This window comes from Streptomyces sp. NPDC051738 (assembly GCF_044453205.1).
GTDB lineage: Bacteria > Actinomycetota > Actinomycetes > Streptomycetales > Streptomycetaceae > Streptomyces.
Map to the genome: position 1 here is coordinate 87693 of NZ_JBITCM010000008.1, position 22717 is coordinate 110409.

17 protein-coding genes and 1 pseudogene are annotated in these 22717 nt (G+C 70.5%); 15 read left to right on the forward strand and 3 right to left on the reverse strand.

Annotated elements, in window-relative coordinates; genetic code table 11:
* The first annotated feature begins 3 nt into the window (after positions 1 to 3).
* Genes gatA through gatB form a run of 3 tightly spaced genes read left to right on the forward strand, consistent with a single transcriptional unit; the run spans position 4 to position 3269 of the window.
* Positions 4 to 1500, forward strand: a complete 1497-nt coding sequence (gatA, locus tag ACIA8X_RS20190) for an Asp-tRNA(Asn)/Glu-tRNA(Gln) amidotransferase subunit GatA (RefSeq protein WP_393450881.1) — start codon at positions 4 to 6, stop codon at positions 1498 to 1500.
* Entirely contained in the window at positions 1497 to 1739 is a 243-nt protein-coding gene (locus ACIA8X_RS20195; protein WP_393450878.1) for a hypothetical protein, read from the forward strand. Before gatA ends, ACIA8X_RS20195 begins: the two co-directional genes overlap by 4 nt.
* 15 nt (positions 1740 to 1754) lie before the next feature.
* On the forward strand, positions 1755 to 3269 hold the full coding sequence (gatB, locus tag ACIA8X_RS20200) for an Asp-tRNA(Asn)/Glu-tRNA(Gln) amidotransferase subunit GatB (RefSeq protein WP_393450875.1): 1515 nt from the start codon (positions 1755 to 1757) through the stop codon (positions 3267 to 3269).
* Between the two features lie 65 nt (positions 3270 to 3334).
* Here gatB and ACIA8X_RS20205 read toward each other — a convergent pair whose 3' ends face one another.
* Complete coding sequence (locus ACIA8X_RS20205) at positions 3335 to 4147, reverse strand: SAM-dependent methyltransferase (RefSeq protein ID WP_399458802.1); 813 nt, start codon at positions 4145 to 4147, stop codon at positions 3335 to 3337.
* 188 nt (positions 4148 to 4335) lie between these two features.
* Between ACIA8X_RS20205 and ACIA8X_RS20210 the strand changes: the two genes are divergently transcribed.
* The 7 genes and pseudogenes from ACIA8X_RS20210 (at position 4336) to ACIA8X_RS20240 (ending at position 12120) form a co-directional block, all read left to right on the forward strand.
* Positions 4336 to 4695 carry a hypothetical protein gene (locus tag ACIA8X_RS20210; RefSeq protein ID WP_399458803.1) on the forward strand — a complete coding sequence of 120 codons (360 nt, stop codon included), beginning with the start codon at positions 4336 to 4338 and terminating at the stop codon, positions 4693 to 4695.
* Positions 4696 to 4907: 212 nt separating this feature from the next.
* Complete coding sequence (locus tag ACIA8X_RS20215; RefSeq protein ID WP_399458804.1) at positions 4908 to 7154, forward strand: MMPL family transporter; 2247 nt, start codon at positions 4908 to 4910, stop codon at positions 7152 to 7154.
* Positions 7132 to 7707 (forward strand): GNAT family N-acetyltransferase, encoded by a 576-nt coding sequence (locus tag ACIA8X_RS20220; protein WP_399458805.1) that lies wholly within the window; start codon positions 7132 to 7134, stop codon positions 7705 to 7707. The genes ACIA8X_RS20215 and ACIA8X_RS20220 overlap by 23 nt, the downstream gene beginning before the upstream one ends.
* A 55-nt stretch (positions 7708 to 7762) precedes the next feature.
* Complete coding sequence (locus ACIA8X_RS20225; protein WP_399458806.1) at positions 7763 to 8350, forward strand: hypothetical protein; 588 nt, start codon at positions 7763 to 7765, stop codon at positions 8348 to 8350.
* A gap of 208 nt (positions 8351 to 8558) precedes the next feature.
* Positions 8559 to 8756, forward strand: coding sequence for a hypothetical protein (locus tag ACIA8X_RS20230; RefSeq protein WP_399458807.1), 198 nt, complete (start codon positions 8559 to 8561; stop codon positions 8754 to 8756).
* Between the two features lie 89 nt (positions 8757 to 8845).
* Positions 8846 to 11885 (forward strand): annotated as a pseudogene (locus ACIA8X_RS20235) (AAA family ATPase).
* Between the two features lie 43 nt (positions 11886 to 11928).
* A complete protein-coding gene (locus tag ACIA8X_RS20240) occupies positions 11929 to 12120 on the forward strand; it encodes a DUF6191 domain-containing protein (RefSeq protein ID WP_393450851.1) in 192 nt (63 codons plus the stop codon).
* An 8-nt stretch (positions 12121 to 12128) separates the two neighbouring features.
* Here ACIA8X_RS20240 and ACIA8X_RS20245 read toward each other — a convergent pair whose 3' ends face one another.
* Together ACIA8X_RS20245 and ACIA8X_RS20250 are read right to left on the reverse strand one after the other, a co-directional pair.
* Positions 12129 to 13295 (reverse strand): PQQ-dependent sugar dehydrogenase, encoded by a 1167-nt coding sequence (locus ACIA8X_RS20245; protein WP_399458808.1) that lies wholly within the window; start codon positions 13293 to 13295, stop codon positions 12129 to 12131.
* Positions 13296 to 13397: 102 nt separating this feature from the next.
* On the reverse strand, positions 13398 to 14396 hold the full coding sequence (locus ACIA8X_RS20250; RefSeq protein ID WP_393450845.1) for an aldo/keto reductase: 999 nt from the start codon (positions 14394 to 14396) through the stop codon (positions 13398 to 13400).
* 76 nt (positions 14397 to 14472) lie between these two features.
* Between ACIA8X_RS20250 and ACIA8X_RS20255 the strand changes: the two genes are divergently transcribed.
* The 5 genes from ACIA8X_RS20255 (at position 14473) to ilvC (ending at position 22586) form a co-directional block, all read left to right on the forward strand.
* The gene (locus ACIA8X_RS20255; RefSeq protein ID WP_393450842.1) at positions 14473 to 15414 is read left to right on the forward strand and encodes a 2-hydroxyacid dehydrogenase; all 942 of its coding nucleotides are present in this window, start codon (positions 14473 to 14475) and stop codon (positions 15412 to 15414) included.
* Positions 15415 to 15818: 404 nt separating this feature from the next.
* Positions 15819 to 18830 carry a putative bifunctional diguanylate cyclase/phosphodiesterase gene (locus ACIA8X_RS20260; protein WP_393450839.1) on the forward strand — a complete coding sequence of 1004 codons (3012 nt, stop codon included), beginning with the start codon at positions 15819 to 15821 and terminating at the stop codon, positions 18828 to 18830.
* Positions 18831 to 19067: 237 nt separating this feature from the next.
* On the forward strand, positions 19068 to 20924 hold the full coding sequence (locus ACIA8X_RS20265; protein WP_399458809.1) for an acetolactate synthase large subunit: 1857 nt from the start codon (positions 19068 to 19070) through the stop codon (positions 20922 to 20924).
* Positions 20925 to 20944: 20 nt separating this feature from the next.
* On the forward strand, positions 20945 to 21469 hold the full coding sequence (gene ilvN, locus ACIA8X_RS20270) for an acetolactate synthase small subunit (RefSeq protein WP_393450833.1): 525 nt from the start codon (positions 20945 to 20947) through the stop codon (positions 21467 to 21469).
* Positions 21470 to 21587: 118 nt separating this feature from the next.
* The gene (gene ilvC / locus ACIA8X_RS20275) at positions 21588 to 22586 is read left to right on the forward strand and encodes a ketol-acid reductoisomerase (RefSeq protein WP_393450830.1); all 999 of its coding nucleotides are present in this window, start codon (positions 21588 to 21590) and stop codon (positions 22584 to 22586) included.
* Positions 22587 to 22717: the final 131 nt, after the last annotated feature.

Below are 22717 nucleotides of genomic sequence, written 5' to 3' on the forward strand. Positions count from 1 at the left end.
GCCATGACGGACAACATCATCAAGCTCACGGCCGCCGAGACCGCCGCGAAGATCGCTTCCGGTGAGCTCACGGCCGTGCAGGTCGCCGAGGCCCACCTCGCCCGCATCGAGGCCGTCGACGAGAAGGTGCACGCCTTCCTGCACGTCGACCGCGAGGGCGCCCTCGCGCAGGCCCGCGCCGTCGACGACAAGCGCGCCAAGGGCGAGAAGCTCGGCCCGCTGGCCGGCGTCCCGCTCGCGCTGAAGGACATCTTCACCACCGAGGGCATTCCGACGACCGTCGGCTCGAAGATCCTTGAGGGGTGGATTCCGCCGTACGACGCCACCCTCACCAAGCGTCTGAAGGCCGCTGACGTCGTCATTCTCGGCAAGACCAACATGGACGAGTTCGCCATGGGGTCCTCCACCGAGAACAGCGCGTACGGCCCGACCGGCAACCCCTGGGACCTCACCAAGATCCCCGGCGGCTCCGGTGGCGGCTCCTCCGCCGCGCTCGCCTCCTTCCAGGCGCCCCTCGCCATCGGCACCGACACCGGCGGCTCCATCCGCCAGCCCGCCTCCGTCACCGGCACGGTCGGCGTGAAGCCGACGTACGGGGCCGTCTCGCGCTACGGCATGGTCGCCTTCTCGTCCTCCCTCGACCAGGGCGGGCCCTGTGCCCGTACGGTCCTGGACGCGGCCCTGCTCCACGAGGTCATCGCCGGGCACGACCCGCTCGACTCCACGTCGATCGACGCCCCGGTCCCGCCGGTCGTCGAGGCCGCCCGCAACGGCAGCGTCGCCGGCATGCGCGTCGGCGTCGTCAAGCAGTTCCGCGGCGAGGGCTACCAGGCCGGCGTCATCCAGCGGTTCGACGAGTCCGTCGAGCTGCTCAAGGGGCTGGGCGCCGAGATCGTCGAGCTGGACTGTCCGTCCTTCGACCTCGCGCTCTCCGCGTACTACCTGATCGCGCCCTCCGAGTGCTCCTCCAACCTCGCCCGCTTCGACGGCCTGCGCTACGGCCTGCGCAACGGCGACGACGGCACGCGCTCCGCCGAGGAGGTCACCTCCCTCACCCGTGAGGCGGGCTTCGGCCCCGAGGTGAAGCGCCGCATCATGCTCGGCACGTACGCGCTCAGCTCCGGCTACTACGACGCGTACTACGGCAGCGCCCAGAAGGTCCGCACGCTCATCACGCGCGACTTCGAGAAGGCCTTCGAGCAGGTGGATGTCATCGTCTCCCCGACGACGCCGACCACCGCCTTCGCGATCGGCGAGCGCGCCGACGACCCGATGGCGATGTACCTCGCCGACCTCTGCACCATCCCGACGAACCTCGCGGGCAACTCGGCCATGTCCCTGCCCTGCGGTCTGGCCCCGGAGGACAACCTCCCGGTCGGCCTGCAGATCATCGCCCCGGCGATGAAGGACGACCGCCTGTACAAGGTCGGCGCCGCCGTCGAGGCCGCCTTCGTGGAAAAGTGGGGGCACCCGCTGCTCGAGGAGGCTCCGTCGCTGTGAGTAAGGCACTGTCCAAGGCCAAGGGCTTCAAGAAGTCCAAGTCCGGTCTGTACCTGTCCATGGCCACCACCGCGTTCGGTGCGGTCAACGTCGCCAAGCAGGCCAAGAAGGCCCGCGTGGAGAGCGACACGCTGCGCCTGATCGACGCCGCCGTGTCCGCCGCCGCGATCGTCAGCGGCCTCGCCATCCTCTACCGCGAGCTGAAGCGGCTGGGCGACGACGACGTCCTGCTGGGCTGAGAGGGAAGTTTCACCGTGACCACCACGACCGACCTGGTGTCGTACGAGGACGCGCTTGCGTCGTACGACCCCGTCATGGGCCTTGAGGTCCATGTCGAACTCGGCACCAAGACCAAGATGTTCTGCGGTTGTTCGACCGAACTCGGTCAGGACGCCAACACGCAGACCTGCCCCGTCTGCCTCGGCCTGCCCGGCGCGCTTCCGGTCGTCAACGCGACCGGCGTCGAGTCCGCGATCAAGATCGGTCTCGCGCTGAACTGCGAGATCGCCGAGTGGTGCCGCTTCGCCCGGAAGAACTACTTCTATCCGGACATGCCGAAGAACTTCCAGACCTCCCAGTACGACGAGCCGATCGCCTTCAACGGCTACCTCGACGTCCAGCTGGAGGACGGCGAGACCTTCCGCGTGGAGATCGAGCGCGCCCACATGGAGGAGGACACCGGCAAGTCGACGCACGTCGGCGGCGCGACGGGCCGTATCCACGGCGCCTCGCACTCGCTGCTCGACTACAACCGCGCCGGCATCCCGCTCATCGAGATCGTCACCAAGCCGATCGAGGGTGCGGGCGAGCGCGCCCCCGAGGTCGCCAAGGCGTACGTCCGTGAGCTGCGCGAGCTCATCAAGGCGCTCGGGGTGTCGGAAGCCCGCATGGAGATGGGGCAGATGCGCTGCGACGTGAACCTGTCGCTGCGCCCGAACGGCACCGAAAAGTTCGGCACGCGTTCCGAGACGAAGAACGTGAACTCGCTGCGTTCCGTGGAGCGTGCGGCCCGCTTCGAGATCCAGCGGCACGCGGCCGTCCTCAGCAGCGGCGGCACGATCATCCAGGAGACCCGGCACTTCCACGAGGACACGGGGTCCACGACCTCGGGCCGGGTGAAGGAAGAGGCCGAGGACTACCGGTACTTCCCCGAGCCGGACCTCGTCCCGGTGGCTCCGTCCCGCGAGTGGGTCGAGGAGATCCGCGCCGGGCTGCCGGAGATGCCGCTGGCCCGCCGCACCCGGCTGCTCGCCGAGTGGGGCATCTCCACCGTCGAGATGCAGGCGATCCTCAACGCCGGTGCGCTGGACCCGATCGTCGCCACGATCGACGCCGGTGCCGACGCCGCCTCCGCCCGCAAGTGGTGGATGGGCGAACTGGCGCGCAGCGCCAACGAGTCGGGCACGTCGCTCGACGAGCTGGCCATCACGCCGGTCCAGGTCGCCCGCGTCTCCGAGCTGGTCTCGAAGGGCGACCTCAACGACAAGCTGGCCCGCCAGGTCATCGAGGGCGTTCTCGCGGGCGAAGGCACCCCGGACGAGGTCGTCGACAAGCGCGGTCTGAAGGTCGTCTCCGACGAGGGCGCGCTCACCACCGCCGTCGAGGAGGCCATCGCCGGCAACCCGGGCATCGCCGACAAGATCCGCGGCGGCAAGGTGGCCGCGGCCGGCGCCCTGGTCGGCGCGGTCATGAAGGCGACCCGGGGCCAGGCCGACGCCGCGCGCGTCAAGGAACTGATCCTGGAGAAGCTGGGCGTCAGCGAGGGCTGAGCGCCGAGACCCGGACAAGCGGCCCCGGAGGCAGTACCTCCGGGGCCGTTGTCGTGCTCACAGGGTCACTTACGGCGTCCTACGAGCCGTACGAAGCCCAGCGCGCGGCCCTCGTCGAGCCGCACCATCTCGCCGACCCGGCGGGCCATCGTGCGATGGAACTCCTCGGGGCTCTCCTCGGCGATCACGTCGCACCACAGCAGCCAGTCCCGCCAGCCGTCGTCCAGCCAGTCGGCCGCCTCGACCTCGACGGCGCCACTGCGCGTCCAGTGCCGGCGCCACCAGTCGGCGGAGTGGAAGCACCAGAAGTCGGGCTCCCACCACGGCCCCAGATGCTCGGGCGGCTCGATGCCGTCCGGCTCCTCCCGCAGCGCCGGCACGACGACGCCGATCCGCCCGCCCGGCTTCAACAGGCGGGTGAGCGTGGGCAGATACAGGTCGTTCGTACCGAAGTACTGGTACGCGTCGATGCTCACGATCGCATCGAAGCTGCCCTCGGCGAACGGCAGGTCGTGCGCCTCGGCGTGTACCGGCAGCACACGGTCGGCGAAGCCCGCCTCGGCCACGCGCCGGGCGTTGTCGTCGGGCTTGATCCACAGGTCGGCGGCGGTGACCTGGGCGTTGTACTCCCTGGCCAGGAAGACGGAGGTCATCGCCCGGCCGCAGCCCAGGTCGAGGACGCGCGCACAGGGGCGCAGGGCGTCCAGGCCGAGGGCGGGGGCCAGCCACTCCAGCAGCCAGAGTGCGTTCGGGCCCATCTGGTTGTCGACGACCCAGCGGGGGTCGTAGCTGTTGCTGCGCGGGTAGCGGGGGTGGGTCAGCCGCTTGGCGAGATCCTCATTCGAGGGCCCCGTCGCCGGCGGGATGATGTCTGGCATCGGTGAACGGGCTCCTTGAGTCCGGGGAAGCGGAAGGGGATACGGAGGAGCTCGGTCGGACGCTCAAACAATGCACCTGCCCAGGTCGGCGGCGGTGTGCCGCGGTCATGGCTGACCTTCGGAAGCTAGCAGCCCGCCCTTCGGACCGGCATCTGGTTTCTCAGCGCGACGCGCTACGCTCGCCCGCCATGAGTGGACGCGGTGATTCCGAGATATCCGAGACGCGGGAGGAGCAGGCGGAGCAGCCCGAGGCGCTGGAGGACGAGCGCGACGAAGACCTGGCGGACGTCGGGGATCCGGCGCAGGTGGCGCGGCGGGCCCGCTGGACGGCGGTCGTGACCGGCATGCTCCTCGCCCTGGCGGGGCTGGCCGCATCGACCCTTCGTGCCACAGGTTCCGCCCCGGCCCTCGTCCCGGCCGCCTACGCCTTCGGGGCCGCTGTCTGCGCGCTCGCCGCGTTCCTGGGGTCCCGGGGTCGTACCCGGCGGGCGCTGTGGCTGCTGGTCGGCGGAGTGATGGTGATGGCGATGGGCGACCAGTTCGACTGATGTGAGAGGCGTCACGCGTGAACGACAGAGCGGCCGTTACTGTCCTGTGATCTGCCTCCCACTCGTGTGAATAAACCCATGAACGCGCTAAACGATCTCCACCGCCTGCCAGAGTTTGCCTCACATCGCTCATGCGTTCTTTGCGGGCTGTTCACTTTTCTGAACGACTGATCCCGGTCAAAGATCCACACATAGTCCCCGGGAGCACGTCCGTGGCAGCTCTTGCACGCCGGTGTGTCCGACGTCGCCTCGTCGCCGTACTGCTCTGGCTGCTCGCCTTCGGCGGGGCGACCGCGGCCGCCGCCGTCACGGGCTCCGCGTACTCGAACGACTACCACGTCCCCGGCACCGAGTCCGGCCGTGCCACCCAGCTCCTGGAGGACGGCTTCCCCGGCCTCGGCGGCGACAGTGACACCGTTGTCTGGCACACCACGTCCGGCACCGTCCGCGCCGCCGACGTCGAACAGACCATGACCCGCACCCTGGACGAGATCGCGGAGCTGCCCGGTGTCGCGACCGTCGGCGGCCCGTACGGCAAGCAGGGCGCCGCCCGGATCAGCGAGGACGGGCACACGGCGTACGCCGTCGTCACCTTCGACGACAGCGCCGAGAACCTCGACAAGGGCGAGGCGCAGGCCGTCGTGAACGCCGCGAGGGAGGCCGAGGCCGACGGGCTCCAGGTGGAGCTGGGCGGCAGCGCCGTCGGGCTCACCGAGTCGCCGGGCGGGCATCTCGCCGAGGCCGTCGGGGTGGCCGTCGCCGCGGTCGTGCTGTTCCTCGCCTTCGGCTCGCTCGCCGCCTCGCTGCTGCCCATCGCCACCGCGCTGGTGAGCGTCGGCACCGCGTACGCCGGGATCGTGCTGCTCGGGCACACCATGACCGTGGCCGACTTCGCGCCCATGCTCGGGATGCTCATCGGGCTCGGCGTCGGCATCGACTACGCGCTGTTCATCGTCACCAGACACCGCCGCGGACTGAAACGCGGACTGGCCGTCACCGAGTCGATCACGAACGCCGTGGCCACCACCGGACGTGCGGTCGTGTTCGCGGGTGCCACGGTGTGCATCGCCCTGCTCGGGATGCTGATCCTGCAGCTGAGCTTCCTGGGCGGCGTCGCGATAGCCGCGTCCCTGACCGTGGTCCTGACGGTCGCCGCCTCCGTGACCCTGCTGCCCGCCCTGCTGTCCTTCATCGGCATGCGCGCCCTGAGCCGCCGCGAGCGGCGCCGGCTGGTCGAGCACGGGCCCGAGCCCGAGCTGCCGACCGGGTTCGCCGCCCGCTGGTCGGCGTTCGTCGAGCGCCACCCCAAGGCGCTCGGCGCGATCGCCCTCGCCGTCATCACGGTCCTCGCCCTGCCCACCCTCGGCCTGCGCCTCGGCACCTCCGACCAGGGCAACAACCCGGAGTCCTCCACCACCCGCCAGGCCTACGACCTCCTCGCCGACGGATTCGGCCCCGGCGTGAACGGCCCGCTCACCCTCGTCACCCAGGTCGACGGCGGCGACGACAAGCTCGCCCTGGACAACCTCGACGCCACCCTGCGGGGCACCGAGGGCGTCGCGTCGGTGACCCCGGTGACGTACAACGCCGAGGGTGACACCGCGTACCTCACCGTCGTACCGGAGTCCTCCCCGCAGTCACGGCAGACCAGCGAGCTCGTCGACCGGCTGCGCGACGAGGACCTGCCGCGCGCCGAGACCGGCACCTCGCTCGATGTGCACGTCGGCGGCATGACGGCCGGCTACGACGACTTCGCCGACGTGATCGTCGGCAAGCTGCCGCTGTTCGTGGGCGTCGTCATCGGCCTGGGCTGTCTGCTGCTCCTGCTCGCCTTCCGGTCCGTCGGGATCCCCCTGAAGGCCGCCGCGATGAACGTTGCCGCCGTCGCCGCCGCCTTCGGTGTCGTCGTCGCGATCTTCCAGTGGGGCTGGGGCAGCGAGCTCCTCGGGCTGGGCCGCGCGGGCCCGATCGAGCCCTTCCTTCCGGTGATCATGGTGTCGGTGCTGTTCGGCCTGTCCATGGACTACCAGGTCTTCCTGGTCAGCCGGATGTACGAGGAGTGGCTGGAGACCGGCGACAACCGGCGGGCCGTGCGGATCGGCCTCGCCGAGACCGGCCGGGTGATCAACTCCGCCGCGGTCATCATGATCTCGGTCTTCCTCGCCTTCGTCCTCAGCGGCGACCGCGTGATCGCCATGTTCGGCATCGCGCTGGCCGCAGCCGTCGCCCTGGACGCCTTCGTCCTGCGCACCCTCCTCGTCCCCGCCCTGATGCACATGCTCGGCGGCGCCAACTGGTGGCTGCCCCGCTGGCTCGACCGGCGCCTGCCCCGCATCAGCATCGAGCCGCCCGAGTCCCGCGCCGCCCATGAGAGGCTGGCCGCCGCGACGGACGCCGAGGTGGCGGACGTGCTGGCCAAGGAGGAGCGACAGCGGGATGTACGCGATATCGCTGGGTGACGACGGAGCCGAACTGCGCCCCCTGGAGCCCTGGTACGCCGAGGAGTTCCTCGCCCACCTGGAGCGGGGGCGCGACTTCATCAACCAGTACATCCCCTTCGGGGCGAAGGCCACGGACGTGGACTCCGCGCGCGAGGTGCTCCAGCGCTACGCCGACATGCGCGCCGCCGACATCGGCTCCCTGCACGGCATCTGGCTGGACGGCAAACTCGTCGGCGGGGTGCTCTTCCTCAACTTCGACGCCGAGAACGGCAACGCCGAGGTCGGCTGCTGGCTGGAGCCCGCCGGCACCGGACGCGGGCTCGTCACGCGCGCGATGCGTGTCCTCATCGACTTCGCGATCGAGCAGCGCCGCATCCACCGCGTCGAGTGGATCGCGTCCGCCGGGAACACGCCGAGCCTCGATGTCGCCCGGAGGCTCGGAATGACCCGCGAAGGGGTGCGCCGGGAGAGCTACCCCTATCGTGGGGTGCGGCACGACCTCGAGGTGTGGTCGATCCTGGCCCCCGAGTGGCGTGAGGCACGCACGCGTGCCGCTCACAACGACCGATAAGAGGCCTCGGCGAAAATTAAGAGACCTCTCAGACAGCGTCCGTACGGTGCGAGGCATGGGAACGAAGACAGTGGACGAGAGCGGAGCCGACTCCGGCACCGAGGCGAAGACCGACGAGGAGAAGGTGGACGTCGTCAAGACGACCAAGGCCACTGAGGCCCCCGAGGCGACCGACTCCGACGAGGTGACGGAGAACGACGAGATCGAGGCCGAGGACGAGGTGACCGCCGAGGCCACGGAAGAGGGCCCCACCGGCGTCGGCCAGGGCGCGGGCGCGATCGTCTCCGCGGCGCTCGGCCTCGTCTCCCTGACCGGCGGCTGGATCGGTACGGTCGCCGCCGCCCGCGAGACCCTCGTCGGCCAGCTGGAGACCGCCTCGAACGCGAGCGTCGCCCAGCAGATCAAGGAGGTCTACGGCGACGCCTGGCAGACCTCCGCCGTGTGGGCCGGCGTGTTCGCGCTCGCCGCGCTGATCGTCGGCGTCGTGGTGCTCGCCCGTCCCGCCTTCGGCGCGCCCGGCAAGCCGCAGGCCACGTGGATCAAGTCGGTCGCCTGGGGCGGTGTCGCGCTCGGCGTCATCGGCCTGCTACTGGCCGTGCTCAAGTACACCGACGTCCTGCTCGGCCTGCCGACAGCGAGCTGAGTCACCGCAGGTCCCCGAGGGGTCCCAGGGCCGCCGTAAGCACCTCAGACGGCGCCCTGAGGCCCCTCACGCGTGTCTAAGGCCCCGCCCACCGGCGAAGATGCGGAACTCTCCCGATGTGGCGGACCCGCCTGGGAGACGAAGGTGGAGGCATCGCGCAATGCGACGCCAGAACCCGCGTCTCACCAGGGAAAACGAGGGACCACCCGTGTACGACTACGAGGGCCACCACATCCGTTCCGCCGAACTGATCCGCCGGGCCGAGCACGAGCGCCTGGTCCGTGAGGCCGTCCGCTCCCGCCGGGCGACCCGCCGCCAGGCCGGGGAACGCTCCGCTGAGGGGGTGGGGGAGGCGGAGTCGCATACTTGGCGCAGCCGAAGGCACCGACGTCCGCGTGCCGCGTGAAGGCGGGGGAGGCAATCCCAGCCCAGAGGGCGGCGCCCAAGACGCCGAGCCCGGCGAAAACCGTTGCCCATCTGCCCCCACCACGTGCGATGCTCGGCCAAGTGGAGAGCCGGTCCGTCAGCCCCGTATTCGTAGGTCGCGCAGCAGAGTTGGAGACGCTGCACGACTCCCTCGCCCGCGCCGCCGCAGGCGTTGGTGATCGGCGGCGAGGCCGGGGTCGGCAAGACCCGCCTCGTCGAGGAGTTCGCCGACGCGGCCGCCCGCGCGGGCGCCGTCGTCGTGCTCGGCGGCTGTGTCGAGATCGGCGCCGACGGACTGCCGTTCGCCCCGTTCTCCACCGCACTGCGCGCCCTGCGCCGCGAACTCCCCGACGAGCTCGCCGCCGCTGCCGCCGGCCAGGAGGAGGAACTGGCCCGGCTGCTGCCCGAGTTGGGCGAGACGGCGCCGGCCCGCGGCGCGGACCGGTCCGACGAGGAGGGCATGGCCCGCCTCTTCGAACTCACCGCCCGCCTCCTGGAACGCCTCGCCGCCGACCGCACCGTCGTCGTCGCCCTGGAGGACCTGCACTGGGCCGACGCCTCCACCCGCCACCTCCTCGCCTACCTCTTCCGCACCCTGCGCACCGGCCGCCTCGTCGTCCTGGCCACCTACCGCTCCGACGACATCCACCGCCGCCACCCCCTGCGCCCGCTCCTCGCCGAACTCGACCGCCTGCGCACGGTCCGCCGTATCGAAGTCGGCCGCTTCAACCGTGCCGAGGTCGGTCGCCAGATCGCCGGAATCCTGGCCTGCGAACCCGACCCGGCCCAGGTCGACGCGATCTTCGAACGCTCCGACGGCAACGCCTTCTTCGTCGAGGAACTCGCCGTCGCCGCCCACGAGGGCAGCTGCACCGGCCTCACCGACTCCCTGCGCGACCTGCTCCTGGTCCGCGTCGAGCGACTGCCCGAGAGCGCACAACGGGTCGCCCGGATCGTCGCCGAGGGCGGCTCCACCGTCGAGTACCCGCTGCTCGCCGCCGTCGCCCGGCTCGCCGAGGACGACCTCATCGAGGCGCTGCGGGCCGCCGTCAACGCCAACATCCTCGCCGCCGCGCCCGGCGGCGACGGCTACCGCTTCCGGCACTCCCTGGTCCGCGAGGCCGTCGGCGACGACCTGCTGCCCGGCGAGCGCTCCCGCCTCAACCGCCGCTACGCCGAGGCCCTGGAGACCGATCCGACGCTCGTCCCGGCCGACGAACGCGTCATGCGGCTGGCCAGCTACTGGTACCACGCCCACGACCCGGCCAAGGCCCTGCCCGCCGTCCTGGACGCCTCGGTCACCGCCCGCCGCCGGCACGCCCACTCCGAGCAACTGCGGCTGCTGGAACGCGCGATGGAGCTGTGGGACTCCGCCCCCGAGGACGTACGGGCCACGCTGCGCCCCGTCGACTACACCGAGGTCTATCCTCCCTGCGGCTGCGATCCCGCCACCACACCCCTGCGCTATCTCGACCTCATGGCCGAGGCCGCCGTCGCCGGACGGCTCTGCGGGGAGCGCGAACGCGCCCTGAAGATCACCAAGCGGGCCCTGCATCTGCTGGAGGAGGACGGCGACCCCCTGCGCGCCGCCTGGTTCTGGGTCCAGCGCTCCCGACTGGTCCAGGCCCAGGCCCGCGGCGACGGCTGGAAGGAGCTGGCCACCGCGCAGCAGCTGGTGCGCGGTCTGCCGCCGTCCGAGGTGCACGCCGAGGTGCTCGCCGCCGCCGCCAACTGGTCGATGCTGCGTGACCCCGGCCCCGACGCCATGTCCGCCGCCGAGCGGGCCGTCGAGTACGCGCGCATGGTCGGCGCCGAGGACATCGAACTCAACGCGCGGCTCACACTCGGCGGACTCATGGTCGACGCCGGCCAGATCGAGGCCGGACTGGCCCAGATGTACGAGGTCAAGGACGAGGCGCTGGCTCGCGGTCTCACCGCCGTGGTCGGACGCAGCCATGTGAACCTGCCGTCCGTCCTGGAAGGCGTCGGCCGCTCCGAGGAGGCCGTGGGCCTTCTGCGGGAGGGACTGCTGCTGACCCAGAAGACGGGCCTGCGCGACACCGAGGCCTGGATCTGGGCGAACCTCGCCGAGTCACTGATCGCCCTGGGCCGTTGGGACGAGGCCGTCGAGGCCGCGATCAACGCCCAGCGCACGGGGCGTGCCGCCAAGCCGCACGGCGGCGGCGCCAACAGCCTTGCCCACCTTGCGCTCTCCCGTGGCGAGGTCGGCGAGGCCGCCGGCCATCTGGCCGCCGCCCGCGCCACCTACGGCACCCACGACTCCGTGCCGCAGAGCAACCTGCCGATGGCCTGCCTCACCATCGGCATAGCCGCCGCCGAGGGCCGCCTCCTCGACGCCCGAGCCGAGGGTGACCGGGCCCTGAGCGCCGGCTTCCCACCCGGCACCCAGCGCTACGCCTGGCCGCTGCTGCTGGCCGCCGCCCTCGCCGAGTCCGACGCCCGCGCCCACACGCTGCCCGCCGCGCAGAAGGGCCGCGCCGCCTACCTGGAACGGCTCTTCGAGACCGTCCGCAAGCTCACCACGGGCGCACCCCTGTGGCTGGCCTACGACAAGTGGACCCGAGCCGAACTCGACCGCGCCCAGAGCCGGGCCACCGCCGACACCTGGTCGGACGTGGTCACCGCCTTCGAAGCCCTGGAGCGCCCCTACGACCTCGCCCAGGTACGCCACCGCCTCGCCGAGGCACTGCTGGAGATCGGCGGCGAGGACGAGCGCGCCCGCGCCACGGAACTGCTCCGCCTGACCCGGGCCACCGCCACCCACCTGGGTGCCCGCCCCCTCGCCGAGGCCACGGCCCACCTGGCCCAGCGGGCCCGCCTCTCCCTCACCGCGGCCCCGCCCCCGGCCGACCCGGCCGACTCCCTCGGCCTCACCACCCGGGAACGGGACGTCCTGCGTCTGGTCTCCGCCGGCCGCACCAACCGCCAGATCGCCGAGGAGCTCTTCATCTCCCCGAAGACGGCCAGCGTCCACGTTTCGAACATTCTCGGGAAGCTCGGCGTCTCAGGGAGAGGGGAAGCAGCCGCGATGGCGCATCGGATGGGGTTGTTCTCGGCTGAAACAGTCACATCCGGAACGAGAAGCTGAGGTTTACGCTGTAAGGGACGTCGCGTCGGCCAAGGGAGGTTCGGTGTTCAACGCCTTCGAGGAACTCTTCGCTCCCGGCCGCAAGCACACCCGCGACGAGCAGAACCGTCTGGAACTGACCCGTGAGGACGTCGGGGACAACGACCCCGGGCGGGGTCCGATAGATCTCGCGTCCGGGAAGGTGGTCGTACGGCCGCCCGAGCCGTCGGCGGAGGAGACAGACGGGGCGGAGTAGGGGGGCTCTCAGCTCACCTGCACCTCCAGAATCCGGTCGTCCCCGTCCTTGGGATCGCCCCGTCCGTCCGTGTTGCTCGTCGTCAGCCACAGCTTGTCGCCGCCCGCCGGGACGACCGTGCGCAGACGGCCGTACTCGCCCTCCAGGAACGCCTGCGGGTCCGCCGAGGCCTCCGTGCCGTTCAGCGGGATGCGCCACAGACGCTGGCCCTTCAGACCGGCCATCCAGACGGAGCCCTCGGCGTAGGCGACGCCACTGGGGGAGGCGTCGTCGGTGCCCCACTGGGCCAGCGGGTTCTGGTACTTGCTGTCGTCGGACTTGCCCTCGACCTCGGGCCAGCCGTAGTTGCCGCCCGGCTTGATCGCGTTCAGCTCGTCCCAGGTGTCCTGGCCGAACTCGGCGGCGAACAGGCGCTGTTGGGCGTCCCAGGCCAGGCCCTGCACATTCCGGTGGCCGTACGAGTACACCGGGGAGTTCGGGAAGGGGTTGCCGGGGGCCGGTTCGCCTTCCGGTGTCAGGCGCAGGATCTTGCCGCCCGTGGACTCCTTGTTCTGGGACAGCCCGGTGTCACCGCTCTCGCCCGTGCCCGCGTACAGCATCTTGTCCGGGCCGAAGGCGATCCGGCCGCCGTTGTGGATATAGCCCTTGGGGATGCCCTTGAAGATCGTGTCGGGCGCGCCCAGTTGCTCGCCGGACGGCCGCTGCTCGTCGTACAGCATGCGGACTATGCGGTTGTCCGAGGCCGAGGTGAAGTACGCGTAGACCATGTGGTCCGAGGCGTAGTCCGGCGACAGCGCCAGGCCCATGAGGCCGCCCTCGCCTGCCGGTGACACCCCCGGTACCTCGCCCAGTTCGGTCTTCTTGCCCGTCTCCCCGTCGACCCGCGTGATCGTGGCCTCGTCGCGGGAGGAGACGAGCAGGTCGCCGTCGGGGAGCGGGGCCAGGCCCCAGGGGGTGTTCAGGCCCTCGGCGACGGTGCGCACCACCTTGACCGTGCCCTGCGCGGGCGGGGTCTCCGCCGCCTGCCGGGTGGGCGACGATCCCGGATCCGCACTGCTGGACGCCCCGCTCTTGCCCTCGTCCGGCGTTCCCCCGCCGTCGGAGGAACAGCCGGCCGTCAGCAGGAGTGCGGCAGCGGCCGTCACGGCCGCCACAACTCGACGTTGCACGATCAAGGTCCCTTCGACGCGGCGGGTTCTACTTTTCTTACACCGCTCGCGCCTCAGAGGTTCCCGATCCGTGAACCTTGAATCAGAGCCGCCGGGGCCTTGCGGACGTCAGTCCCAGGATCCGCGCGCCCCCGGCAGCTCCGCCACCTCCGCCAGGTCCTCCCGCGTCAGCCGCAACCCCTCGGCCCCGGCGTTCTCCGTCACCCAGTGCTCCTGCTTGGCCCCCGGCACCGCGACCACGTTCCGTCCCTGCGCCAGCACCCACGCCAGCGCCACCTGCGCGGGCGTGACGCCGTCCCCGTGGCGGGCCGCGATCCGGCGCAGGCCGACGACGATCGGCTGGTTCGCCGCCATCATCTCCGCGGTGAAGCGCGGGTGCCGGGCGCGGACGTCGTCCGGTTCGAAGCCCTGCCCGGGGGTCAGCGTGCCGGTCAGGAAGCCGTTGCCCAGGGGCATGGCCGCGAGGAAGCCGACGCCACGCGCCTCGCACCACGGCAGCAGCGTCTCCAGCGACTCCGGCGACCACACCGACAGTTCCGCCTGCACGGCGCTCACCGGGAAGACCTGCTGCACCCGCCGCAACTGCCGGATCGTCGCGTCGTGCAGGCGCGCTCCGTTGCGGCGGCCGCCTCGCGCGCCCATCGCGCACAGCCCCAACGCCCGTACCTTTCCGGCCTGGACGAGTTCCGCCATCGCGCCCCACGTCTCCTCGACGGGAACTTCGGGGTCCGCGCGGTGCAGTTGGTAGAGGTCGATGACGTCCGTCTGCAGGCGGCGCAGAGAGGCGTCGCAGGCTCGCTTCACATAGCCGGGGCGGCCGTTGGCCACGATGTGCTGTTCGCCGACCAGCAGGCCGACCTTGGTCGACACGAAGGCATCCTGGCGGCGCTCCTTCAACACCCGCCCCACCAGCAGCTCGTTGGTGAACGGGCCGTACATGTCGGCCGTGTCCAGCAGCGTCGAGCCCAGATCGAGCGCCCGGTGCACCGCCCTGACCGACTCCTCGCCCCGCTGCCGCGACGAGCTGTAGGCCCAGCTCATCGGCATGCACCCGAGCCCGACGGCTCCCACCGCGAGTGCCGCCGCGCCGATCGTCCTACGCTCCACCTGGCCGTAACCCTCCCTCTTCCGGCACCCCAACCTAACCTCTGCACTCCTGTTCGCCTGACATAGCCTCCTGACCATGACTGCTGACGTGTGGCTCCCCATCCCACCGGAAGAGATCGAAGGCCTTCCTGAGGGCCCGAACTACCGCTTCTGGAACGGCGCCGAGGACTTCCCCGCCGACCCGGCCGACTGCGCCTTCTACGTCGTCCCGTACATGAAGCCGCCCGCGCTCGGGCAGCGTCCCCTGCCGGAGATGAGCTCCGTGGAGGTCGTGCAGACGCTCTCCGCCGGCACCGACCATGTGGAGCCGGGCCTGAAGCACCTGCGGCCGGGCGTGCGGCTGTGCAATGCGCGCGGGGTGCACGAGGCGAGCACCGCGGAGCTCACCCTCACCCTGATCCTGGCCTCGCTGCGCGGCATCCCCGACTTCGTGCGCGCCCAGGACAAGGGGGAGTGGCGCGGCGGGTTCCGGCCCGCGTTGGCGGACAAGAACGTCCTCATCGTGGGATACGGCTCGATCGGGGCCGCGATCGAGGACCGGCTCACGCCTTTTGAACTCGCGCGGGTGGCGCGCGTCGCGCGCTCTGAGCGCACCACGGCGCGCGGACCTGTGCATCCGCTCACCGAACTGTCCGCTCTGCTCCCGGAAGCCGACGTCGTCATCCTGTCCACGCCCCTGACGGACGCCACCCGGCACCTGGTCGACGCCGACTTCCTCGCCCGCATGAGGGACGGCGCGCTGCTGGTCAACGTGGCCCGGGGAGGCGTCGTCGACACCAAGGCGCTGCTCGCCGAGCTGGAGACCGGGCGCATCACCGCCGCCCTGGACGTCACCGACCCCGAACCGCTGCCGCGCGAACACCCCCTGTGGCGTGCGCCGGGCGTGCTGATCAGCCCGCATGTCGGCGGGCCGACGTCCGCGTTCCTACCGCGCGCCAAGCGGCTCCTGGTGGACCAGTTGAGTCGTTATGTGAACCGCGAACCTCTGCGCAACGTGATCCTTACGACGGGCGCGTAACAGCTTTTTCATCCGGTCCGAGTACCCTCCGCAACCCTGTGGAAGCGGTCCGTACTCGCATATGCGCTGGTCGTCACGGAGCGTAGAGGCACTATGTCCCTGAGTGACGAGACTGGTGTATCGTCCGGACAGGGGTTGCGCCGCGCACATTCGGCGCCGGGGATGGACATTTCAGATTTGTGAGGGGGGCGACGGGCGATGCACGGCCTATGGACGAGCGATCCGACGCGGCGGGGCCGCCGTCGGCGACCCTGGGGTACGGCCACGCGCAGACGCGGCCACCACGGCAGCCACGCCTGCCGTCACACCCATCACCCCCGCACGCACAGCAGTCGCAGGCGGCATCCGCAGCCGGCGCTCCGGGACACTCGGGACCCGGGAGCGGCGGGGACCGGGAGGGCCCGGTGAGCCCGCCGCCCTCCACGACCACTCTCGACTCGGCGCTGCGGGCACAGTCTTCGCCCGGCGCGATGCTGCCCCGTTTGTCGTCCTGTGGCGACGGCTCGGGGTTGCTCCCGCAAGTTGTTCTGGCCGTGGTGTGCGCGGGATACGCCGTCGGTGCCGCGCTCGGCTGGGGTTCGGCCCAACTCGCGCTGATCATGGGCGACTTCGGTCTGGCGGCCGCGGCCGGCGCCGCCGCCGTGTCCTGCTTCCGCTACGCCCGCAGCGGCCGTATCCGCTTCAGGCCCGCCTGGCTGCTGTTCGCCCTCTCCTCGGCGATGGCCGCCCTCGGCAACCTGGTCTGGGGGTGGTACGAGGTCGTCCTGGAGCGGCCCGTGCCCAGCCCCTCCTACGCCGACGGGTTCTTCCTGTGCTTCGCGCCACCCGCCATCGTCGGACTCCTGGTGCTCGCCAAGCGGCCGGTGACCAAGGCCGGCTGGGTCTGCCTCGGGCTGGACGCCTGGCTGATCGGCGGCTCACTGCTGACGCTGGCGTGGAGCCTCGCCCTGGCTCAGGCGGCCAAGATCGACGCCGGCGGTGGGGCGAGCGTGGCGCACACCGCGCTCTCGCTCGCCTACCCGCTGCTCGACATCGCCCTGGTCAGCATGGTGCTCGCGCTGCACTTCCGCCGTTCCTCGACGAACCGCACCGCGATCAACACCGCGATCGGCGCGCTCGCCCTGACCGTGATGTGCGACGCCCTGTTCACCTCGCCGCTGCTGCACAACAGCTACCGCTCCGGCCAACTGCTCGACGCGGGCTGGTTCGCCGGTTCGCTGCTCCTGGCATACGCGCCGTGGGCCACGCCCTGGCGGGGGCACGAGGAGGCCGACCGGCACCACACAGGGCACACGCGCGTGGTGCACGAGCATGTGCCCGGACAGCGCGCCACCAGCCATCACCACACACCCGCGCCGGGAGGTGATCACACCCGGTACCCGGTCACCCGGCCGATCGCCGGCTCCCTGGCCGCGCTCACGCCGTACCTCGCCGCTGCGGTGTGCACCCTGGGGATCCTCTACAACGTCCTCAACGGCCGCAGCGTCGACCGCGTGGTGCTCATCACCGGCGGCACCGTCGTGCTCGCCCTCGTGGTGCGCCAGGGCATCATGCTGCTCGACAACATCACCCTCACCCAGGAACTGGCGCAGAAGGAGAACCACTTCCGCTCCCTGGTGCAGGGCTCCAGCGACGTCATCATGATCGCCGCGCCCAACGGGATCCTCCGGTACGTCTCCCCGGCCGCCGCCGGGGTCTACGGCAGCTCCGCCGAGGAACTCGTGGGTACGGAACTGGCCAATCTCATCCACCCGGAGGACCTGGGCTGCGTGGTGCACGAGGTGCGCCGCTTCCTCGCCGCCAGCCCACTTGAGGAACCCACTACGCGCATCGAGTGCCGCTTCCGGTCCGGCGAGGGCCGCTGGCTCAATGTCGAGTCGACCGTCAACCGGCACCACGGCGGCCTCATCTTCAACAGCCGGGACGTGACCGAAAGAGTGCGCCTCCAGGCGCAGCTCCAGCACAACGCCGAGCACGACCCGCTCACCGACCTGCCCAACCGCGCGCTGTTCACCCAGCGCGTGCAGCAGGCCCTGTCCGGCCGCCGCGCCACCGACCGAGGCCTCGCCCTGCGCAACACCGCCGTCCTCTTCATCGACCTCGACGGCTTCAAGGGCGTCAACGACACGATCGGACACCAGGCCGGCGACGAACTGCTCGTCCAGGCCGCCCGCAGACTCCAGGAGGCGGTCCGGCACGGGGACACCGCCTCCCGGCTGGGCGGTGACGAGTTCGCGGCACTGATCGTCGGGGACAACACCCGTGACCGCACCGCCCGCGAACGACACATCCTGGAGCTCGCCGACCGCCTCAGGGTGACGCTGTCGCAGCCGTACCTCATCGACGGCAACGATGTCCGGGTCAACGCCTCCATCGGCGTCGCCTTCGCCGAGCCGGGCCTCGGCGCGGGCGAGCTGCTGCGCAACGCCGACCTGGCCATGTACCGCGCCAAGGCGGGCGGCAAGGGCCGTGTCGAGCTCTACAAGCCGCAGATGCAGCAGGACGTCGTACGCAAGGCGGAGCTGGCCACGCGCCTGCGTGCCGCGCTGCACGACGGCGAGTTCGCGCTGCTGCACCAGCCGGTGGTGTGTCTGGCGGACGGCCGGATCACGTCGGTCGCCGCCCAGGCGCGCTGGCGGTCCTCGCAAGGGGTGCTGTTCACACCGGCCGAGTTCCTGCGAGTGGCGGAGGACAGCGACAAGACCGCCGAGCTGGGCCGCTGGATGCTGGAGGAGGCCGTCGAGCAGGCCGCCGAGCGCACCGCGACCGGGCTCGCGGTACCCGTCGCGGTGCGGTTGGGTGCGCGTCGGCTGCTGGACCGGTCGATGCCGCTGGGCTCGATCGAGGCGCTGCTGACCCGGCACGGGCTGCCGTCCGGGTCGCTGATCATCGAGCTGTCCGACCTGGACCCCCGTGTCTCACTGGATGAACTGGAGCGCCGCCTGAGCGGCCTGCGCAGACTCGGTGTCCGGGTCGCCCTGGACGGCTTCGGTAGCGGATACGGCGCCATCACGGCCCTGCGTCGGCTTCCCGTCGACGTCCTCAAGCTCGACCGCGGTCTGGTCGAGGGGGTCGTCGAGTCCGCTCGGCTGCACAAGATCACCGGCGGGCTGCTGCGGATCGCCGGAGACCTCGGGCTGCAGTCCGTGGCCGACGGCGTGGACCTGCCGGAGCAGGTCGTCGCGTTGCGGGCGATGGGGTGCACGCACGGGCAGGGCATGGCGTTCTCCGGGCCGCTGGACGAGTACCGGCTGCGCCGGGCGATCGGTTCCGGCCACTATCCGGTGCCGCACGGACCGGTGGAGCCCGCGTTCGCGGGTGGCGGCTCCGGGGTGTACACCAGTGGTGTGTCGGCCGTTCTCGGAGGCGGAAGTGCCCTTCGCTCACATAATGAGACTCCCGTCCCACCCGCTTGACAGTGGGTGTGTGCCGGGGGGAGGGTCAGTGCCATGCGCACCCGAATTCTCGTACTTGGAAAGCGCGTCGGCTGAAGCTGGTGACGTCCGGACCGACCCGGAACTCCCAGCGACCGCATCCGGCGCGCTCCCCTCGCTTGCCTTATGGCACGAGGGGTTTTTTGTTGCACAGGCCCAGTCGGTGCAGCACCGAAACTCCGCTCAAACTTCGCAAAAACCCTCAGCATCGAGAAGAGAATGCCGATGACCGAGCAGGCCACCGGGGCCCATAATCCGCAGCCGCGGCCCCGATCCGGAGGACAGCAGTCCGCCCCCGAGCACGTCACGGGTGCGCAGTCCCTCATCCGTTCGCTCGAGGAGGTCGGCGCCGACACGGTATTCGGCATTCCGGGCGGTGCGATCCTGCCTGCGTACGACCCGCTGATGGACTCCACCAGGGTGCGCCACGTCCTGGTCCGTCACGAGCAGGGCGCCGGCCACGCGGCCACCGGCTATGCGCAGGCCACCGGCAGGGTCGGCGTCTGCATGGCGACCTCCGGCCCCGGCGCCACCAACCTGGTCACGCCGATCGCGGACGCGCACATGGACTCGGTGCCGCTCGTGGCGATCACCGGGCAGGTCGCGTCCAAGGCGATCGGCACGGACGCCTTCCAGGAGGCGGACATCGTCGGCATCACGATGCCGATCACCAAGCACAACTTCCTGGTCACCAAGGCCGAGGACATCCCGCGGGTGATCGCGCAGGCATTCCACATCGCCTCCACCGGCCGCCCGGGCCCGGTCCTGGTCGACATCGCCAAGGACGCCCTCCAGGCGAAGACCACCTTCTCCTGGCCGCCCGTGATGGACCTGCCCGGCTACCGGCCCGTCACCAAGCCGCACGCCAAGCAGATCCGCGAGGCCGCCAAGCTGATCACCGCCGCCAAGCGGCCGGTCCTCTACGTCGGCGGCGGTGTCATCAAGGCCGGCGCCACCGCCGAGCTGAAGGTCCTCGCGGAACTCACCGGAGCGCCCGTCACCACCACCCTGATGGCGCTCGGCGCATTCCCCGACAGCCACCCGCTGCACGTGGGAATGCCGGGCATGCACGGTGCGGTCACCGCCGTCACCGCGCTGCAGAAGGCCGACCTGATCGTCGCCCTCGGAGCCCGCTTCGACGACCGCGTCACCGGCAAGCTGGACAGCTTCGCCCCGTACGCCAAGATCGTCCACGCCGACATCGACCCGGCCGAGATCGGCAAGAACCGCGCCGCCGACGTGCCGATCGTCGGTGACGCCCGCGAGGTCATCGCCGACCTGGTCCAGGCCGTCCAGAAGGAGCACGCCGAGGGCCACCAGGGCGACTACACCGCCTGGTGGAAGGACCTCAGCCGCTGGCGCGAGACGTACCCGCTGGGCTACGACCAGCCCGACAACGGCTCGCTCGCCCCGCAGCAGGTCATCGAGCGCATCGGCCAACTCGCGCCGCAGGGCACGATCTTCGCCGCGGGCGTCGGCCAGCACCAGATGTGGGCCGCGCACTACGTCCAGTACGAGAAGCCGGCGACCTGGCTGAACTCGGGTGGTGCGGGCACGATGGGCTACGCGGTTCCGGCCGCGATGGGTGCCAAGGCCGGTCAGCCGGACCAGACGGTCTGGGCGATCGACGGCGACGGCTGCTTCCAGATGACCAATCAGGAACTCACCACCTGCGCCCTGAACAACATCCCGATCAAGGTCGCCATCATCAACAACGGTGCCCTCGGGATGGTCCGGCAGTGGCAGACCCTCTTCTACAACCAGCGCTACTCCAACACCGTGCTGCACTCCGGCCCCGAGGCCGACGGCAAGCAGCCGAGCGCCGGCACCCGCGTCCCCGACTTCGTGAAGCTGTCGGAGGCCATGGGCTGCTACGCGATCCGCTGTGAGCGGCCGGAGGACCTCGACAAGGTCATCGATGAAGCGAACTCCATCAACGACCGCCCCGTCGTCGTCGACTTCATCGTCCACGAGGACGCGATGGTGTGGCCGATGGTCGCCGCCGGCACCTCCAACGACGAGATCATGGCCGCTCGGGACGTCCGCCCCGACTTCGGCGACAACGAAGACGACTGAGCGAGAGAGACCCAAGAGACATGTCCAAGCACACGCTCTCCGTCCTGGTGGAGAACAAGCCGGGCATCCTGGCCCGGATCGCCGCCCTCTTCTCCCGCCGCGGTTTCAACATCGACTCGCTCGCCGTCGGCGTCACCGAGCACGCCGACATCTCCCGCATCACGATCGTGGTGAGCGTTGAGGCCCTGCCGCTGGAGCAGGTCACCAAGCAGCTCAACAAGCTCGTCGAGGTGCTGAAGATCGTCGAGCTCGAGCCCGGTGCGGCCGTTCAGCGCGAACTCGTTCTGGTGAAGGTGCGCGCCGACAACGAGACGCGCTCCCAGATCGTCGAGATCGTCCAGCTGTTCCGCGCCAAGACCGTCGACGTCTCCCCGGAGGCCGTCACCATCGAGGCCACCGGCTCCAGCGACAAGCTGGAGGCCATGCTGAAGATGCTGGAGCCGTTCGGCATCAAGGAACTCGTCCAGTCCGGCACGATCGCGATCGGACGCGGCGCGCGTTCGATCACGGACCGCTCGCTGCGCGCGCTGGACCGGTCGGCGTAACGATGGATACGGGCGGCCGGGGGACACCGGCCGCCCGTATACCGAGACCCCGCGACTTCCCTTCCGCCCCCCGGCATACGGTGGGACGCAACACCTGCACACAAGGAGAGAACCCAAAGTGGCCGAGCTGTTCTACGACGCCGACGCCGACCTGTCCATCATCCAGGGCCGCAAGGTCGCGGTCATCGGTTACGGCAGCCAGGGCCACGCCCACGCGCTGTCGCTCCGTGACTCGGGTGTCGACGTGCGTGTCGGTCTGCACGAGGGCTCCAAGTCCAAGGCGAAGGCCGAGGAGCAGGGCCTGCGCGTGGTGACCCCGTCGGAGGCCGCCGCCGAGGCCGACGTCATCATGATCCTCGTCCCGGACCCGATCCAGGCCCAGGTCTACGAGGAGCACATCAAGGACAACCTGAAGGACGGCGACGCGCTGTTCTTCGGTCACGGCCTGAACATCCGCTTCGGCTTCATCAAGCCCCCGGCCGGCGTCGACGTCTGCATGGTCGCCCCCAAGGGCCCGGGCCACCTGGTCCGCCGCCAGTACGAGGAGGGCCGCGGCGTTCCGTGTATCGCCGCCGTCGAGCAGGACGCCACGGGAAACGCCTTCGCGCTGGCCCTCTCGTACGCCAAGGGCATCGGCGGCACCCGCGCCGGCGTCATCAAGACGACCTTCACCGAGGAGACCGAGACCGACCTGTTCGGTGAGCAGGCCGTTCTCTGCGGTGGTACGGCCGCGCTGGTCAAGGCCGGTTTCGAGACGCTGACCGAGGCCGGCTACCAGCCGGAGATCGCGTACTTCGAGTGCCTGCACGAGCTGAAGCTGATCGTGGACCTCATGTACGAGGGCGGCCTGGAGAAGATGCGCTGGTCGATCTCCGAGACCGCCGAGTGGGGCGACTACGTCACCGGCCCGCGGATCATCACCGACGCCACCAAGGCCGAGATGAAGAAGGTCCTCGCCGAGATCCAGGACGGCACCTTCGCCCAGGCCTGGATGGACGAGTACCACGGTGGTCTGAAGAAGTACAACGAGTACAAGCAGCAGGACTCCGAGCACCTGCTTGAGACCACCGGCAAGGAGCTGCGCAAGCTCATGAGCTGGGTGAACGAGGAGGCGTAAGCCTCAGCCGACGGGGCCGGAGCATGCCGCTCCGGCCCCGTTGTCCAACCCGTCGCATCACGGACGGGTGATCCTTCCGCAGAGGCGCAAGACTGCCTCCGCCGCGCCACTACACTGGCGCACAACATACG

Coding starts and splice junctions, on each gene's coding strand:
- gatA (WP_393450881.1), top strand. CDS start 4: ATGACGGACAACATCATCAAGCTCACGGCCGCCGAGACCGCCGCGAAG.
- ACIA8X_RS20205 (WP_399458802.1), bottom strand. CDS start 4,147: ATGCCAGACATCATCCCGCCGGCGACGGGGCCCTCGAATGAGGATCTC.
- ACIA8X_RS20210 (WP_399458803.1), top strand. CDS start 4,336: ATGAGTGGACGCGGTGATTCCGAGATATCCGAGACGCGGGAGGAGCAG.
- ACIA8X_RS20220 (WP_399458805.1), top strand. CDS start 7,132: ATGTACGCGATATCGCTGGGTGACGACGGAGCCGAACTGCGCCCCCTG.
- ACIA8X_RS20225 (WP_399458806.1), top strand. CDS start 7,763: ATGGGAACGAAGACAGTGGACGAGAGCGGAGCCGACTCCGGCACCGAG.
- ACIA8X_RS20255 (WP_393450842.1), top strand. CDS start 14,473: ATGACTGCTGACGTGTGGCTCCCCATCCCACCGGAAGAGATCGAAGGC.
- ACIA8X_RS20265 (WP_399458809.1), top strand. CDS start 19,068: ATGCCGATGACCGAGCAGGCCACCGGGGCCCATAATCCGCAGCCGCGG.
- ilvN (WP_393450833.1), top strand. CDS start 20,945: ATGTCCAAGCACACGCTCTCCGTCCTGGTGGAGAACAAGCCGGGCATC.